The organism is Gelidibacter algens (assembly GCF_001678675.1).
Classification (GTDB): Bacteria; Bacteroidota; Bacteroidia; order Flavobacteriales; family Flavobacteriaceae; genus Gelidibacter; species Gelidibacter algens.
In genome coordinates this window covers 23,198-39,065 of sequence record NZ_LZRN01000023.1, presented here as the reverse complement: position 1 = coordinate 39,065, position 15,868 = coordinate 23,198, and the positions used below count along the sequence as shown (strand labels likewise).

General features: G+C 34.6%; 16 protein-coding genes and 1 pseudogene. All 17 read left to right on the top strand.

Annotated elements, in window-relative coordinates:
- Positions 1-46 precede the first annotated feature (46 nt).
- The 17 genes and pseudogenes from A9996_RS11620 to A9996_RS11540 all read left to right on the top strand — a co-directional run bounded on the left by A9996_RS11620 (position 47) and on the right by A9996_RS11540 (position 15,852).
- The gene (locus tag A9996_RS11620; protein ID WP_245905340.1) at positions 47-634 is read left to right on the top strand and encodes a hypothetical protein; all 588 of its coding nucleotides are present in this window, start codon (positions 47-49) and stop codon (positions 632-634) included.
- Between the two features lie 18 nt (positions 635-652).
- Positions 653-1,054 carry a DoxX family protein gene (locus A9996_RS11615; protein WP_066434978.1) on the top strand — a complete coding sequence of 134 codons (402 nt, stop codon included), beginning with the start codon at positions 653-655 and terminating at the stop codon, positions 1,052-1,054.
- Between the two features lie 238 nt (positions 1,055-1,292).
- On the top strand, positions 1,293-1,655 hold the full coding sequence (locus tag A9996_RS11610) for a GNAT family N-acetyltransferase (protein WP_245905339.1): 363 nt from the start codon (positions 1,293-1,295) through the stop codon (positions 1,653-1,655).
- Positions 1,656-1,906: 251 nt separating this feature from the next.
- Positions 1,907-2,346, top strand: a pseudogene (locus A9996_RS11605) (GyrI-like domain-containing protein).
- A gap of 357 nt (positions 2,347-2,703) precedes the next feature.
- Positions 2,704-4,011, top strand: coding sequence for a S41 family peptidase (locus A9996_RS11600; RefSeq protein ID WP_083993935.1), 1,308 nt, complete (start codon positions 2,704-2,706; stop codon positions 4,009-4,011).
- Between the two features lie 202 nt (positions 4,012-4,213).
- Positions 4,214-4,678 (top strand): RidA family protein, encoded by a 465-nt coding sequence (locus A9996_RS11595; RefSeq protein ID WP_066434973.1) that lies wholly within the window; start codon positions 4,214-4,216, stop codon positions 4,676-4,678.
- Positions 4,679-4,709: 31 nt separating this feature from the next.
- On the top strand, positions 4,710-5,324 hold the full coding sequence (locus A9996_RS11590; protein ID WP_066434972.1) for an FMN-binding negative transcriptional regulator: 615 nt from the start codon (positions 4,710-4,712) through the stop codon (positions 5,322-5,324).
- 50 nt (positions 5,325-5,374) lie between these two features.
- Positions 5,375-5,836: a lipocalin-like domain-containing protein gene (locus A9996_RS11585; RefSeq protein WP_066434970.1), complete on the top strand. Its 462-nt coding sequence runs from the start codon at positions 5,375-5,377 to the stop codon at positions 5,834-5,836.
- A gap of 147 nt (positions 5,837-5,983) precedes the next feature.
- Positions 5,984-6,520, top strand: coding sequence for a Crp/Fnr family transcriptional regulator (locus A9996_RS11580; RefSeq protein ID WP_066434969.1), 537 nt, complete (start codon positions 5,984-5,986; stop codon positions 6,518-6,520).
- A gap of 53 nt (positions 6,521-6,573) precedes the next feature.
- Complete coding sequence (locus A9996_RS11575) at positions 6,574-7,137, top strand: DinB family protein (RefSeq protein ID WP_066434967.1); 564 nt, start codon at positions 6,574-6,576, stop codon at positions 7,135-7,137.
- Positions 7,138-7,206: 69 nt separating this feature from the next.
- Positions 7,207-7,914, top strand: a complete 708-nt coding sequence (locus A9996_RS11570; RefSeq protein WP_066434964.1) for a hypothetical protein — start codon at positions 7,207-7,209, stop codon at positions 7,912-7,914.
- Positions 7,915-8,119: 205 nt separating this feature from the next.
- Entirely contained in the window at positions 8,120-8,941 is an 822-nt protein-coding gene (locus tag A9996_RS11565) for a hypothetical protein (protein ID WP_146608968.1), read from the top strand.
- A gap of 1 nt (position 8,942) precedes the next feature.
- Positions 8,943-9,956 carry a S41 family peptidase gene (locus A9996_RS11560; protein WP_169817254.1) on the top strand — a complete coding sequence of 338 codons (1,014 nt, stop codon included), beginning with the start codon at positions 8,943-8,945 and terminating at the stop codon, positions 9,954-9,956.
- Between the two features lie 415 nt (positions 9,957-10,371).
- Entirely contained in the window at positions 10,372-11,046 is a 675-nt protein-coding gene (locus A9996_RS11555; RefSeq protein WP_066434958.1) for a T9SS type A sorting domain-containing protein, read from the top strand.
- Between the two features lie 31 nt (positions 11,047-11,077).
- Entirely contained in the window at positions 11,078-12,367 is a 1,290-nt protein-coding gene (locus A9996_RS11550) for an OmpA family protein (RefSeq protein ID WP_066434954.1), read from the top strand.
- Positions 12,368-12,420: 53 nt separating this feature from the next.
- Positions 12,421-13,242, top strand: coding sequence for an enoyl-CoA hydratase-related protein (locus A9996_RS11545; RefSeq protein WP_066434952.1), 822 nt, complete (start codon positions 12,421-12,423; stop codon positions 13,240-13,242).
- A 159-nt stretch (positions 13,243-13,401) separates the two neighbouring features.
- On the top strand, positions 13,402-15,852 hold the full coding sequence (locus A9996_RS11540; protein WP_066434948.1) for a TonB-dependent receptor: 2,451 nt from the start codon (positions 13,402-13,404) through the stop codon (positions 15,850-15,852).
- Positions 15,853-15,868: the final 16 nt, after the last annotated feature.

Genomic DNA, 15,868 nt, shown 5'->3' with positions numbered 1-15,868 from the left:
CGGCAAAGACAATGATTAGTAAAATAATTCCTGTATTTTTTTTTATGTGTTCTGTACAAATGTTTCTCGTGGACAGGAACTGAACTATACTCCAGAAATACTTTTAGGGCATCGTTCGCTCACATATTTACATGTGGTGAAGTATAATGTCAACGATAAATTTACAGTAAATAATCTTGTACTTTTTGATGCCGAATATGAGACGGAAGTAAATAACATTTATTTCATAAGGAATATGGCATCCTATAAGTTCAATAAGGTATTTTCAGTGAACACGGCAATAGGAATTAAAAACCCTGGAAAATTTGCCACTATGTCAGTTCAGTACCAGTATTATAAAACTGATGTTTCCATAAGCTTTTCGGCAGGCCCAACCTATCAAAACGGTTTTACACTAGAACAGTCTTTGGTAGTCAATTACACTCCTGAAATCTCGAAAAATTGGAAAGTATATTTCAATCTTTTGGCAATTGCCAACTTAAATCTCGATGAATACCAACGCGGTCTTCAACAGTTAAGGATGGGTTTAAAAAACAAAACAATAATGTTTGGTCTAGGAGCTAATTTTGACCAATTCAACAATGCTTCAAAAAAACTTATGAATATGGGATTATTCATAAAATATAATTCATAAAAGTAAAAACTTAAAATTATGACAAAGAATTTAGATTTAGGCTCGCTATTAATACGGTTGGGAATTGGGTTTCCAATGCTCGTTTATGGTATTAGCAAATTACAGAATGGTATTGCTTTTATCACAGGATTATTGGAGAATATTGGTTTGCCTCAATTTTTAGGCTATGGTGTTTACATTGGAGAGGTTATAGCTCCAATTTTAATACTTATAGGATTTAGGACACGTTTGGCTTCGTTGATTTTTGCAGTAAATTGTTTGACTGCAATTGGTCTTACACAACTGGGAAGTCTGTTTAAATTGAATCCATTTGGGGGTTGGGCCTTGGAACTTCTGGCAATCTATTTTTTAATAGCGATGGCATTATTCTCCACAGGTGGAGGTAAATTTTGTCTCTCCATACAGAACAAATGGGATTAATAAAGTCCCTTAATGCTCTCATTCTTTTAACAAATCAAATAGTACTTTAAAAACAGAATGTGAGTTCAACAAACAACTTAATGGTGTCGCATTTTTACAATTTTAAAGCAGTGAAAATAATTTACTTAGCTAATTCTCAAAAGAAGATTTCGGAGATGTTCCATTTTAAACATCTCTATTGACAATGAATGTATCAACAAATTAATTTAAATTGACATTAATTTAAAAACCTTTTAAATTGAAAATTATAGAACTTTATAAAAATGAATATCTGATTTCAACTGACAGTAAAAAACTGGACATATCAGTAATTCACGCTTTTTTGAATAAGGAATCTGGATGGAGCTACGGAATTTCAATTGATAAAGTAAAAAAATCGGTGAATAATTCCTTGAATTTTGGAATCTATCTTCACTCAAAATTAATTGGATACGCAAGAGTAATTTCAGACTTTTCTACTATCGCGTATTTAGGGGATGTATTTATTTTAAAAGAATACAGAGGATTGGGGTTGAGTAAATGGCTCATGGAAACAATGATGGGTCATAACGAATTGCAAGGTTTAAGACGTTGGATTTTATTAACGAGCACAGCAGAATGACTTTATGAAAAATACGGCTTTACCAAGCTAACACAACCTGATTTATATATGGAGAAATTTAAGTCGAATGTGTATCTGAATAAAGAAAAAACTCATTTCAATACCATATAAAATTCATTTAGCTGGTGAATTTATTTCCCAAAATATTCTATCCTGTATATAAATAATCCACTCCTAATTGTAAACGATGACCCTAGCATAGCTTTACATAAATAGGGAGAACATTAAGTTAAAACTATAAAAAAATATAAATGATACCTCTTGAAAGTTTTGAAATAATCGGAATAGCTACTAGAACAACAAATCAGATGGGCAATCTACCCACGATATACCCAAGCTTTGGAATCGTTTCTACAGTGAAAATGTCCAGGATAAAATTCCTAACAAAAAAAGTGACACCATTTATTCGGTTTATACGGACTATGAATCGGATTACACTGAAGCATATGCATGTATAATCGGAATGCAGGTAAATTCTCTTGTCCCAGTTCCAAATGGTTTCGTAGGGCGTAAATTTAAAAATGGAAATTATCAAAAATTTGTTGCCAAAGGGGAATTGCAACATGCCGTGGTGGGAATTTGGCAAGAGGTATGGAAAAAAGATAAGGAACTAAATCGAAAATACACGGCCGATTTTGAAATTTATAAAAAAGACGTTTCAACAGTAGATGTTTACATTGCGATAAAATAAAAGAGCAGAAACAAAGTGCTTCTTTAATATCCATGTGCTATATATCTGAGTATATGAATGCACTTTTTTTAGATACAAAATCTTTCAAATTATGGTTTGTAAGTGCAAATATTATTAATAATGTAATACAGATTACGAAGGAATATTTTCCAGTTTTGGGCCCCATAGCATAGTGGCATTTGTAGAAACCGAAAAACTAGAATAGGATTGCCAAGTAATGTAGGATTGTAAAATATGGAATGGCCAATTCATTCATTAGAGATGTAAACCAAAATTATTGAGTATTAAGTATTAGCATGTTAATGTTACTTTAGATACTACTTTTTAAACATGAATTCTAAACTTTTAATTTATTAAATGATGAAAGGTGATTTTCCGCTGGTAATTTTAATAGGGTTGTTTCTCTCTTTTTCGACGTTTTCGATAGCGCAACTAACCAATGACCATAAAAAGCAAATATTGTTGGATATAGGAAAGGTTTTATCGGAGAGGTATGTGTTTCCTGAAAAAGCTTTATCCATGGAGAGCATAGTATTGGAAAATTTAATTGCGGGCAACTATGATACAATAACAAATGGTTCTTATTTTGCGGCCCAGCTAACAAAAGATTTGAGGGGTATTTCCAAAGACCTTCACTTGAGTGTTTCATATAATGGGAACGAGACCTCCACCGAAAGTAATCCCTCGAAAGAAGCTCAAGAACAAGAACAGTGGTTGGAAAACATACTAAAGGAAAACAGCTTTGGCGTTACAAAGACAGCTATTATAGAAGGTAATATTGGATATATAGAAATGCCTCTTTTTGGTCCGTTGGATAGATGTGCAGACACCTTGGTAGCTGCTATGGCAAAAGTTGTAGATACCAAGGCTCTTATCCTCGATCTAAGAAACTGTAGGGGTAGTTTGGATGAGAATGCTATTCCTTTTCTGTGCAGCTATTTTTTTAAAGAATCTGTCCACCTCTTTGACTTTTACGTCCGCAAGTCCAATTCGACTAAACAATTTTGGACCTACTCCTGGTTACCCTATCAAAAATACGTGGATAAGCCCATTTATATTTTGACCAGTGGTCGGACTTTTTCAGGCGGTGAAGAGCTCTCCTATGACCTACAACAACAGAATAGGGGTATAGTGATTGGAGAAATTACCAAAGGGGGAGCCAATCCGACCGAAAAAGTGTTGGCAAATTCAAATTATAGTGTGGCCGTTCCCTATATGCAATCTATAAATCCCATTAGTAAAACAAATTGGGATGGGATTGGGGTTGTGCCCGATATCCAGGTTAATTCCAATATGGCTTTGCACATCGCACACCGGTCTGCATTAGATACAATTTTTAAGACCACATACAATAGTATGGAAAAGGAAATTTTAGCCACACAAATAAAAAATATAGAATTGGCCGCTCCACAATTCCGAAAAACAAATTTTATATTAAAGGGGTTCAAAGATGCCAAAGAAGTGTCGGTTTCAGGATCTTTTAATTTTTGGGGCACTCCCTTGTCATTGACCAAGCATGAAGATGTATGGCGCGTAGAAGCTGAAGTTGCTACAGGAATTGTACACTATAAGTTTATTGTAGACGGTCAATGGATTATCGATCCCGATAATCCACGCACCACTAAAGCGAATGGACATACCAATTCTGTTTTGGAAATAAACTAAATCCATATTGTTTTTCTGAAGGTTTATAAAATTTAAAATGACAATAAATAATGCTTAATCAAATAAACCTCTCACATGCAGTAATGATAGCCTTAGTTTTAAATTAAACATTAAACAGAAATGAAAGATGATAGCACCGTAAAAGACACAAATATTTTTGTTATGTATTCAAAAACAGGTCATCAATTATATTTGAAAACATATGAGCAACCCAAAAGAAAATCTTGAAAAACTAAAACTTGAACTACCAGGAATTACAACACCTGGAGGAAATTATGTTTCTATCAACGTACGACAGAATATAGCATACGTTGCAATTCAATTTCCAATTTTAAATGAAACATATCTGTATCAAGGCCGATTGGGTTGCGAAATTTCAACCCAAGACGGGTATAAGGCCATGGAGATGTGTGCCCTGAATGTATTGGCGCAAGTTGAACATAAAATCGGATTTGATTACATCATTGGATTAAACCATATCGATGCCTATTTTCAGTCAGGGAAAAATTGGGACGATTCGCCAATTGTAGTTAATGGAGTATCGGATGTATTCATAAAAGTGCTGGAGGAAAAAGGAAAACATTCCCGAGCGATTCTTGGTGTTGAAAAGCTACCCAGAAATTTTAGTGTAGGTCTAACAGCTTCATTTACTATTGAAATTGAATAAAATACATCCTTTAATATAAATCTGAACCGTGATGTATATTCCGAAAAACAACCGTCAATCTGATAAAAAGCAAATCGTTGAATTCATTCAGCGCTTTAGCTTTGGTACAATCATTACTGTGAAAAATAAGGTGCCAATTGCTTCTCATCTCCCCTTTTTAGTGACTCAAACCGACAAAGGAAAAAGTTTACAATCCCATTTTGCAAAAGCAAATGAACAGTGGAAAGATATTGAAAACACGCCTGTTTTAGTCATTTTTAGCGAACCCCATGCCTATATTTCGCCAAAACATTATGAAAAGGATTTGAATGTCCCGACTTGGAATTATATGTCAGTTCATGCGTATGGACAGGGGCAATTAATTACCGAAATGGAGAATGTTTCTGAATTATTGGAAAGAACAATTGACACTTATGAAATAGAATACAAGCAACAATGGAATAAATTACCACAAGATTTTAGAACAAAAATGATGCATGGAATTGTGGCATTTGAAATTAATATGAGTGAATTGCAAGCTAAAGAAAAATTGAGTCAGAACAAAACGGAAAACGAACGAAAAAAAATCATTGAATCTCTTTCTAAAAGTAATCATTCGAGCGAAACATTGATTGCTACTTATATGAAAGGTACTCTTACCGAATAGAAACATCTTTTACAACGATATAAAAGCAATATCCTTTTAAAATTCATACCATGCTAATAAAAAACCTTACACTCAACCTCTCTTTAATCAGCCTATTCCTTTTAATTTCTTGTTCCCCAAAGGATAATTCCGTTTCTGAAACAAATTCTATTATTGGAGCATGGAAACCCATTAAAGAAATTCATGTGTGTTCTACCGGAACACAACACGTCTATGAATATTCTATTTGTGAACAAACCGGAAGAATTACATTGTCTGCAAACGGAACCTTAAGCACAACAGCCCATGACCAAACGGAAGGCAATTGCGTGCAATATGACAGTGCTATGGGAACTTGGAAATTAAATGGTAATAATTTGACCATCATTATTAACGAACATACAAACAATCCATCGCTTTCTAAATTGGTAAACAATAAACTTCGTATTGGATATGATGCCGACCCGGAAAGTACGTGTAACGGTGAAGGTTCTCCCTCTCATTATTACACCGAATTTATGAAGGTGCAATAAAAGGCTTATAGCACTATGAATATGAAAAATAATTATTTTTAGCTTTACCAATAAGAGTTTCATTATTTTTAGACTAGTAATTTATCGTCGGAATTATCCTAAAAATCAAGTGAATATAATATTAAGACGAACACAACCCATTCAATAATGAATCCAATTTTAAACTTCATAGAGAAAATTGACCAGCAGAATTTGTGGGATAAAACACTGAAATTAAACAGAAAGGGGTACTTAAAGGTTTCCGGCAGTGTGGACACTAATCTATACTTTATTGTCAGTGGAAGTTTGAAAATATACGTCTTGGACGAATTTGAAGAAAACATTATCCGGTTTGGTTACATAGATAATTTTATTTCGTCATTAGATTCCTTCATCACCGAAAAACCATCGGATGTATATATCCAAGCCATAAAAAGAACAGAATTAAAGGTAATTAAAAAGCCAGCCTTTATGAGCTTTGTAGAAAGTTCTGAAGAGAACACCAAGATTTGGCAACTAATCCTTATGAATTTGATAGTGCAACAGATGGAACGAGAGCGCGATATTTTAACGGCATCCCCTAAAGAACGATATAAAAGAGTGCTGGCAAGAAGTCCGCAGTTGTTTCAAGAAATCCCGAACAAGTACATTGCCTCATATTTGAGAATGACTCCCGAAACATTGTCAAGAATCAAAAAGTCTTAATCTAAATCAATGTTTTTGAAAAGGGTAACTCCGAATTTTGGCAAAAAAAGATAATGACAACAACATCTGAACAATTGATACAGGACTTGGTAGAAAGAACACGGTTAAATATCAATGAAGCCGAAAAATTCAGCAATTTCTCAAACGAAAAATTAAATCACAAAATTAAATATGATAGTTGGAGTATTTTAGAATGTTTTGAACATTTAAATTTATACGGAGATTTTTATATCCCTGAACTTAAAAGTAGAATCGAAAATTCAAAAAGTCTACCAAACGTAAATTTCAAATCGGGTATTATAGGCAACTATTTTGCAAAAATGATGTTGCCAAAAGACAAACTGAACAAAATGAAAACGCTTAAAGACAAAAATCCCATCGGAAGTCAATTAGACAGGACTACAATTGCACGTTTTATTAGGCAACAAGAGGAGATGTTGAAACTCTTGGACACATCAAGACACATAGATTTGAACAAAACCAAAACAGCCATAAGCATTTCGAAATTGATTAAATTAAAACTGGGAGATACCTTTAGATTTGTTATTTATCATAATGAACGTCATATGGCACAAGCAAATAAAGTATTGGACAGCAAAAACCTAAAGGCAGCATGAATTTGACGACTTCATTGAAGAATCTGAACGTTAATTGTCAATGGAAAACATGTATTTGAAATTGTATATATGATTGAAAATTTACCAAATTGGATAAATTGGCTTTTTCTATTGACAGCAATGTTTACCATTGGCATGTTCCATGTTTCCAATGGTAAACCTGTTAAATTGACGTTCCTGATAATCTTATGGGGTTTAGGACAATCGATTTTGGCATTGACTGGTTATTACCAAAAGACAGATATAGTTCCTCCGCGATTTTTGTGGGTTTTAATTCCAGTTGTATGTTTTATCATCTTTGGAATGTTTAAAAAGCAGAGAACTTTGATGATTGAAAGCCGACAAATGAATATCAGCACCTTTTTGCATGTAGTTAGAATTCCAGTAGAAATCGTGTTATTCTATTTATTTGTACATAAAATGGTTCCGGGATTAATGACATTTGAAGGACGTAATTTTGAAATTTTAGCAGGAATATCAGCCCCAATTGTAGGAGTTTTAACACTTAAAAGCTTAATTAGCCGAAAAATGCTGATTATATGGAATGTGATTAGCTTGTTTTTGGTACTGTTCATAATGGTAAATGGTATTTTATCAAGTGACCTGCCAATTCAGATGTTTGGATTTGAACAACCAAATAGAGCAATTAATTATTTCCCATTTATTTTATTACCTGCGACCATAGTTCCAATCGTAATCTACACCCATTTGATAGATATCATTAAGTTATGGAATGTGAACGATTCTAAAAATGAACAAAATCAATGTAGTCGTTAGAAATCTGATTCTCAAATAATCTTCATCTTATCCACTTCTTGCCATTACAAAAAAAGACCTTAACCTACAGTGTCGCATTTTTACAAGTTCAACCTTCATGATAGGGTTAGTTTTGCATCTCAATTTTTTAGAAACCAAATAAGTAATCCTTAAAAAAGACACTTCATTCCTTCACTAGGGAAAAATAAAAATACAATTAGACCATATGAGAACTATCATATTATACATAGTTATGTTGCTTTTAACCTCAGTCTCTTTTGGACAAGAGCAAAAAGTAAAAAACACACTTTCGATTACAATCGGAGCGAGTTCCCTATCCCGTCAGGATTTGATTTTCTCTCCCCTTATTCATACAGATATGACCGTTTTAAATGTGGGAATGGCATACATCAGGCAAGCAAATCTGTTCCAAAAAATCAGCCTTCGATATGGTAATTTTAATCCTTCGGTATCGGATCCATATGATTTCACCATTCATGGCGAAACACATACCGCACATGCGCACAGCTTTAATTTTATTGATGTCGATTATCTTATTGGGAAAAACGTTAAGGAGTCAGGAAATTCTACGTTCACTGCAGGCGGGCTGTTTGTAATGGACGTGCAAGCCTTGGACTATGTCTATGGTAGAACCAGTAGTTTTGGCTATTATTCCACACTTGGTTTAGGTGTTTTTGGAAGGTATCAGCACAACATAGGAAAGAAAGGTCAATTTACTGCCAACGTGCAGCTGCCGCTAGTAATGTGGTTGGCACGTTCCCCCTACCTAGTCAACGATGACCAATTCATCGAAAACACCACCTCACATTCTCAATTTAAAACATTGATGTCCTTTATAGAAGACGGACAACTGGTTACTTGGAATAGATTACAAACATTTGACTTTGAAGCAGGGTACAACTACAATCTAAATGAAAAATGGTCTTTAGGTGTTGCATATATGTTAGAATTCATCCATTCGAGCCAACCAAGAAATCTAGTTTCCAATCGCCAATCAATTAATCTAAATGCAAACTTCAACTTTTAATATGAAATCAATACAACACATCATAACAATGCTTTTTATCACTCTCACGTTTATGGGATGTGATACCTATACAGAGGAACCCGCAAATAATCCAGAAGCCATTTTTGAAAACCTATGGACGACTTTCAATGAAGAATATGCGCCCTTCGAAGAGCGAAATGTGGATTGGAAAGCCCAATATGATGCGTTTCGGCCAATGGTCAATTCAAATACTACCGACTCCGAATTGTTTTCCATACTATCACAAATGCTGGGTAAACTTGATGACGGACATGTAAGCTTAACAGCCCCTGGACGAGATGTTTTTTATTCAAACAGAATAAGGAATGAGCTCATTGATGATGAGTTGTTCAGTCTTCCTGTGGTGAGAATTTATCTTGAATCTGGATATAAGGAAGGAGATGAAAACAGCTACATCTATGGTAATATAAAGAACGAAAATTTGGCCTACATTTATTTTGACCATGTGGAAGAAAATTTCTTTAAACTAAATGATTTTCTGAACCAATATAATAACGTGAATGGTTATATCATTGATATGCGCCATAATGATGGAGGCGATTTTACCTACTGTTTTTCTGAAATAGGCAGATTGACGGATCAATCCCGTTATGTATTCCGCAGTAAAACCAAAAATGGAAAAGGTGCCAACGACTATACCGATTGGCATGAATGGTCCATTCACCCTAATGGGGAATATATAAACAAACCCATTATTGTACTGATGGATAACTACACCATTAGCGCAGGTGAACGTGCTGTAATGGCTTTTAAAACACTGCCAAACGTCACGCTGATGGGAGATACATCAAATGGCGCCCAAGGCACTATGATAGGAAGAGAGTTGGCAAACGGCTGGTTTTACACCATCGTCACACAAAAAACAGAATTATATGACGGGATGTCGTATGAGGGTATTGGATTGGCTCCTGATGTGTTAAGTATCAACAATATTAGTGATATCAACGCCGGAATTGACCAAACCTTGCAAACCGCTATCGATGAGTTAAGATAATTATCAAAAGAATAGAAACAAAAAACACAATTGAATTTTCAATAATAAATCAGGTGTTTGTTGACATTATTATCTTTAGAAACTGTCGTAAAATTTTAAACAGTATAAACTCATGTAACCATATAAAACAAGTTTGGAAGCAGGAATAGTTAAAATTGTTAAGGCAATTCTTGGAAATTTATATAAGATTTAAGTAAGTGGCCATTAAGTTGAAAACCGCTTCCTTTCTTGACATCCTTTCTTATTTGATTCTCAAATAGATTCGTCTTAACGTCGCATTTTTACAAGTTCAACCTTTTAAGATAATTTAATTTCGTCCCGTCAACTTATGCAAGTAGTATGAAAAAGAGTGTTCATTGTTGCTATGAGTGTCACAAAACTTTAAACTAAATATTAAACATTAAATTATCTAAAGATGAAACCCTTATTTTACATTTTAACAACCATTTTATTTTTAAGCTCCCCTAAACTTACAGCCCAAACTACGGATGTCATAACAGAATTAAACAGTCCACGTTCAATGGCGGTGCATGGAAATGACCTGTACATTGTGGAAACGCTCGCTGATAAAATTATTAAAATAGATATCACAGCAACTATACCAACAGCTACAGATGTTGTGACTGCACTAGATGGGCCATTAGCAATAGTAATCAATGGAAACGACCTGTATATTGCTGAATTTAGTGGCAACAAAGTTTCTAAAATAGATATCGCTGAACCAACACCTATGGTAACAGATGTCATAACTGGATTAAGTGGACCTGTGGCATTATTGATTAATGGGAATGATCTTTATATTACTGAATATACCGATAGTAAAGTTTCTAAAATTGATTTATCTACCCTGTCCTTAAATGATGCTGTCACCAACAATTCCATTAGAGTATATCCAAACCCTTCAACAGATTTTATAACGATTTCAGGATTAACTGAAGATAAAAATTTTAAAATTTATAGTGCCATAGGTTCAGAAATAGAAAAAGGCGTTATTAAAAATGAAGGAGAAATAAACACGCAGGGCTTAGCCAAAGGGATGTATGTGTTAAAATTTGATGACGGCAATTCCTTGAAATTTATAAAAGAATAATAAATAGAAGTTCAATTAATTAATAAATAAAATGAGTAAAAGACTATTATTTGTGATAGTATTCGCATTATGCCTAGGAACGACTGCCTCGTCGCAAGGATTTTTAAAGAAACTTAAAGAGAAGGCAGCAGATAAAGGCAGTGACTTGATTGTCAAAAAAAGTGCGGAAAAAGTGGAAGATGCTGTTGATGGCGAAAAAAAAGACAAAAATGACAAGAAAAGTGAATCTAAAAAGGATTCCGATGGAGAAGAACAAGATGGGCCAACAAATACTAAAACAGGCATTACCACCTATTCAAAATTTGATTTTGTGCCTGGTGAACACATCATCTATGCCGAAAATTTCGAGCAAGATGTCATTGGCGAGTTTCCACTGAAATGGTTTACAAATGGTAGCGCAGAGGTGGTCACCGTAGAAGGTTTGGCGGGCAGATGGTTAAAATTAGTTGCGGGCAGAACCCTAACCCCTACCATGAAATTTCCAGCTAATTTCACGTTGGAGTACGATTTGCTCGTAAATATGCCAGTAGATCCTAAACGTAATGCCATTGCTCCTTTTAAACCTTGGCAATTTCAAATTTACGATGGTGGAGATAAGGCATTAAAATTAAGTTATGATGGTCATAAATTGAATAATATGCTGTCTTTTAAGACAAATTTCGAACATAAGTATGCGGATATAAGATTGGAAGCAACAGAGAAAAAACTGTCCAAATTGAAAACCGACAGATTTCGATTTGAAGGTTTTGGAGACTATTATAATGGAGGTGTAATACATGTTGCGATGACGATACAGGGCGAAAGATTGCGTATGTGGTATGATGCACAAAAAGTCTTGGATGTGCCTATTGCAGTGCCATTAAGCCATGATTTCAATCAAATTCAATTTGAAGCCATGACACGGGAGGGGATGCCTGCATATTACATTGGTAATATTAAGTTGTCGGAAGGTAAAGCAGACACACGATCCAAGTTAATGGACGAAGGGCATTTTGTTACCACAGGGATTCAGTTTGACTCCGGGTCAGATAAAATTAAGCCCATTTCTTATGGAATTCTTAAAGAAATTGCGGCCGCCATTAAAGACAATGCCATCAAAGTAAAAATCATAGGGCATACAGATAATGACGGCAATGCAGAATCGAATCTTGCACTATCAAAACGCAGATCGGAAGCTGTCAAAAATGCTCTTGTTGCAGATTTTAAAATCGATGCGGCCTCTATTGAAACAGATGGAAAGGGAGCTTCTCAACCAGTCGGAGACAATAAAACAAGTACTGGAAAGGCAGAAAATAGAAGGGTGGAATTTGTTAAACTATAAGCACCACATGTAGATCTAGCTTATTAATCGAAATCATTAAAAAGTAATAATACATGTCACTTTGCAAAAAGAAAAGAGTTTCCAGGAAAATTGGAACTGAAATAAAAATCCATATCGATGAGAAACAACACCTTCTTTATTTGCGCATTGGCTCAAATCAAAATTCATGTTATTCCTATGAAACAGTTTGTGAGTTTTATAATTCGCTTCAATTGCTTCAAGAATGGATTCAGGAAGAAAAAATTAGATATATCATCTTAAAATCACGATATAAGCTGAATAATGATGCAGGGAGTGATGTGAAGTTTCTATTGAAATGCATTAACGACAATGATAAAATGCTCCTGATGGATTACGCTTATAAATGTGCTAAAATAGCGTATCATTTGAGCATTAGTTTCAACACCAACGCCATTGTCATTAGTGTGCTTAATGGGAATGCCTTCGGTGGAACTTTTGAATATGCCTTGGCAACTCAATATGTGATTGCAGAAGAACATATTAAGTTTGGTTTTCCAGAATCTGATATAGGAATTGTCCCTGTATTGGGCGCCTATAATTTTTTAACACCTAAAGTGGGATTTGCAAAAGCCAAAGAAATTATCAATTCAAATAAGAAGTGGAACGCTAGTCAAATGATGGACTTAAATATCATAACGCATGTATCCAAAAAAGGAAAAGGGATGGAGACTACGTTGGAGCTTATAAAAGAAGGGGAAATAACCGCAAAAGATTGTTTACAAAAAGCATTTTGTAATCCCTCGTCTGAAGATTTACTAAAATCTATCGATCTATGGATGAATGATCTGTTGACAACTAACCCAACCAGATTTGAAAGTAGGGATACTATGTTGGAGAATGAAGTAACGGTATGAAAGGCATGTCTTTTAAATTAAAAATAGTTGGATTAAATATATCAAGTTTTATTTTAAGCTCATTTTTATCTTATAGCACTAACAGCATAGAATAGGCAGTCTTAATTCAAAACCTTTCCATTATATCACTTTTATCATATTTTTCAAACATTCATGATTATGAAAAATCAATTCAAATATCTAATTATATGCCTCTTTTTTACAGCATTTATTAATGGGCAGACCGGTTTTAGCATCGGTGGACAAGTACTTGACAGAGACCAAAAACCTTTAATGGGAATTCAGATTGTCTTAATTCAAGCTAATGAAGATGCCATTGTAAAAATTGAAATGACCGATACAGAGGGCATCTATCAATTCACGAATTTAAAAGAGAACGATTATAAAGTATTAATTGAAGATGTGGAGTTCAAATTTTATCAAAGTGAAAGTATTAGTCTTTCCATTCAAAATAGCAATAGGATCCTCCCTCCCATTATTTTGATGGCCATGGATGTCAATAACCTTGACGAAGTGGTTATTACAAAGAAAAAACTATTCGTAGAGAATAAAATTGACCGAACAGTGGTCAATGTAGAGGCATTTATTACGGCCGCTGGAGGCAATGCCATGGATGTTTTGGAGAAATCTCCAGGAATAACAGTGGACCAAAACGGGACGATTACCTTTAAGGGGAAATCGGGCGTTCAGGTTTTTATAGATGACAAACCCACGTATTTATCGGGAGCTGAATTAGAAACCTATTTAAGGTCCTTACCAGCAGGAACCTTGGATAAAATTGAGTTAATGACCAATCCTCCGGCCAAGTACGATGCAACAGGTGGCGCAGGAATTATCAATATAATATCGAAACGATCCAATGCAAAAGGATTCAACGCCAGTCTGACTTCCAGAATTTCTCAAGGGAAAAGAACTGGCAATAGTCAAGACTTCAATTTCAATTATATGAATAATAAGGTGCGACTTTTTGGTAACATAGGTTATCGAAAACAAAACCCCTTTAATGATCTATTCATTTTCAGAAAGTTCAAGAATGATGACGGCACTACCAAAAGTTTGTTTTATCAAAACAGTTTCATTGATACCGAAAGAGAATCATCCAACGCCAAAATAGGAATGGATTACTACGCCTCAGATAAAACAACGATTGGCCTTGGCCTAAATGGTGTTTTGAGAACGATCGATAGTAGGTTTGATGTTAACAGTGAAATCACAAACCCCTCCTCGGTGTTAGACTCTACCATTGTTGCCAATAACACGCTGCAAGAGAAATTCAAAAACGGGGCAATCAATGTCAATGTGCGTCATGAATTGGACAGTCTAGGCCAAAAAATAAATGTGGATCTTGACTATTTAAAATATGAGACTACCACCAAGCAAGCCTTCAATAACTATGTGTACCAAACGGACCACTCATTGTCCAGTCAAGATAAACTCAAAGGATATTTGCCTTCAAATATTGACATTTATGCTTTAAAAACCGACTATATCTTGCCAATTAAAGATGGTTCCGCTTTTGAGACAGGTTACAAAATAAGTTATACAAAAACCGACAATAAGGCGGAGTATCGGGATATAATTGACGAAGAAGATATCCCTAACTACAACTCTAGCAACCATTTTAAATACGATGAGATTATTAATGCGGCCTATGTTAATTTTAATACCAATTATAATCGCTTTACATTTCAAACAGGTCTGCGCCTAGAAAACACGGAATCCAAAGGACATCAACTCGGTAACATACAGAAGCCCGCTTCAAAATTTAAGAATAATTACACTAATCTGTTTCCTACAGTCTATATAAAATATGATCTGGATTCTATCAATCACAATTCATTGGTTATGAATTATGGGAAAAGAATAAATCGCCCCTTTTTTCAAATGTTAAATCCGTTTATTAGACCCTTGGATAAATTTACCTTTTATTTAGGCAATCCATTTTTGGAACCCATATTTACCGATACTTATGAGTTGTCCTATCGTTATAAAGACATTTTTTCTACTACATTAAATTATACCTTTTCTAAAAATGATATTGCAGAAACCATAAAAATAGAAGAGGGCATTTATTTTAGTCAACCAGCCAATATCGGGACAAGTGAATTTTTCACTATAAACATGAATGCGCAACTCCAATTTTTTAAATGGTGGTCCGCCAGCGCCTATAACGAAATTACCCATGCCAAATTTAAAGGGCAATTGTTCACCGAAGACTTTACCTCGTCTGGTACTTTCTGGTATGTATCACTAAACAACAGTCTAAAATTTGAAAAAGGATGGTCAGCAGAAATTAGTGGGACCTACCACACGGATATTACGAACGCGCAATTTGTCCTTTTGTCAAAGTCAAAAATCAATCTCGGGGTTCAAAAGAAGTTGCTTAAAGACAAAGCCAGCATTAAATTGGCGCTCAATGATATATTTTACTCCGATCTCAATAACGGCATTATTAAAAATCTCAAGAATACGGATGCCAAATGGAGAAACAAACTGGATTCCCGATTTGTAGCGCTCACCTTTTCATATAGTTTTGGAACATCCATGACGCTAAAAAACCAATATGAATCTGATGGCGCTAAAAGTGAAAAAAACAGGGTTGGAGCATAATTGGGTGGTTTGTAAC

What these genes read in the sequence shown, in the direction of transcription:
- A9996_RS11615 (WP_066434978.1), top strand. Translation starts at nt 653, where the DNA reads ATGACAAAGAATTTAGATTTAGGCTCGCTATTAATACGGTTGGGAATT.
- A9996_RS11600 (WP_083993935.1), top strand. Translation starts at nt 2,704, where the DNA reads ATGATGAAAGGTGATTTTCCGCTGGTAATTTTAATAGGGTTGTTTCTC.
- A9996_RS11595 (WP_066434973.1), top strand. Translation starts at nt 4,214, where the DNA reads ATGAGCAACCCAAAAGAAAATCTTGAAAAACTAAAACTTGAACTACCA.
- A9996_RS11590 (WP_066434972.1), top strand. Translation starts at nt 4,710, where the DNA reads ATGTATATTCCGAAAAACAACCGTCAATCTGATAAAAAGCAAATCGTT.
- A9996_RS11585 (WP_066434970.1), top strand. Translation starts at nt 5,375, where the DNA reads ATGCTAATAAAAAACCTTACACTCAACCTCTCTTTAATCAGCCTATTC.
- A9996_RS11580 (WP_066434969.1), top strand. Translation starts at nt 5,984, where the DNA reads ATGAATCCAATTTTAAACTTCATAGAGAAAATTGACCAGCAGAATTTG.
- A9996_RS11575 (WP_066434967.1), top strand. Translation starts at nt 6,574, where the DNA reads ATGACAACAACATCTGAACAATTGATACAGGACTTGGTAGAAAGAACA.
- A9996_RS11570 (WP_066434964.1), top strand. Translation starts at nt 7,207, where the DNA reads ATGATTGAAAATTTACCAAATTGGATAAATTGGCTTTTTCTATTGACA.
- A9996_RS11565 (WP_146608968.1), top strand. Translation starts at nt 8,120, where the DNA reads ATGAGAACTATCATATTATACATAGTTATGTTGCTTTTAACCTCAGTC.
- A9996_RS11560 (WP_169817254.1), top strand. Translation starts at nt 8,943, where the DNA reads ATGAAATCAATACAACACATCATAACAATGCTTTTTATCACTCTCACG.
- A9996_RS11555 (WP_066434958.1), top strand. Translation starts at nt 10,372, where the DNA reads ATGAAACCCTTATTTTACATTTTAACAACCATTTTATTTTTAAGCTCC.
- A9996_RS11550 (WP_066434954.1), top strand. Translation starts at nt 11,078, where the DNA reads ATGAGTAAAAGACTATTATTTGTGATAGTATTCGCATTATGCCTAGGA.
- A9996_RS11545 (WP_066434952.1), top strand. Translation starts at nt 12,421, where the DNA reads ATGTCACTTTGCAAAAAGAAAAGAGTTTCCAGGAAAATTGGAACTGAA.
- A9996_RS11540 (WP_066434948.1), top strand. Translation starts at nt 13,402, where the DNA reads ATGAAAAATCAATTCAAATATCTAATTATATGCCTCTTTTTTACAGCA.